Origin of the sequence: Heliobacterium chlorum (assembly GCF_014502795.1) — a bacterium.
Classification (GTDB): Bacteria; Bacillota; Desulfitobacteriia; order Heliobacteriales; family Heliobacteriaceae; genus Heliobacterium; species Heliobacterium chlorum.
Genome location: NZ_JACVHF010000198.1, coordinates 1 through 346, shown reverse-complemented (window position 1 = coordinate 346; position 346 = coordinate 1). Strand labels below are relative to the sequence as shown.

General features: G+C 39.9%; 1 protein-coding gene. It reads right to left on the bottom strand.

What is annotated here, in order from left to right; genetic code table 11:
- Window positions 1-344: spore germination protein (locus H1S01_RS22845; RefSeq protein WP_423751953.1), on the bottom strand; the 344-nt coding region annotated here is incomplete at its 3' end.
- Between the last annotated feature and the right edge of the window lie 2 nt (window positions 345-346).

The window sequence follows — 346 nt, the reverse complement described above, 5'->3', positions numbered from 1 at the left end:
TAAAGTGGTTCCTTTCTCTGTGAACTGGAACGTTCTTTTGCCAATATAAACAGTTCTCTGGGTGTATCAGGTGACCAAGGCCGAGAAATAAGCGATTGTTTTTTTGGGTCTAAAGGCCTAAGATATGGTGGCCGTCTATGAAGTAAATAGGATCTTGTTCGAATTAAAACACTTCCCCCTTTGGAGTTATACGGACTGATGGGAGAAAGAAAAGGGACTCCCAACGATTTAAGGCTTACAAGGTGGGATAATAGTCCAATAAGACCCAGTAATACACCGTAAAAACCAAATATAGCAGCAAGGGATATTACAAAAAGTCTTACCAGTCGAAGACTATAAAACAAGA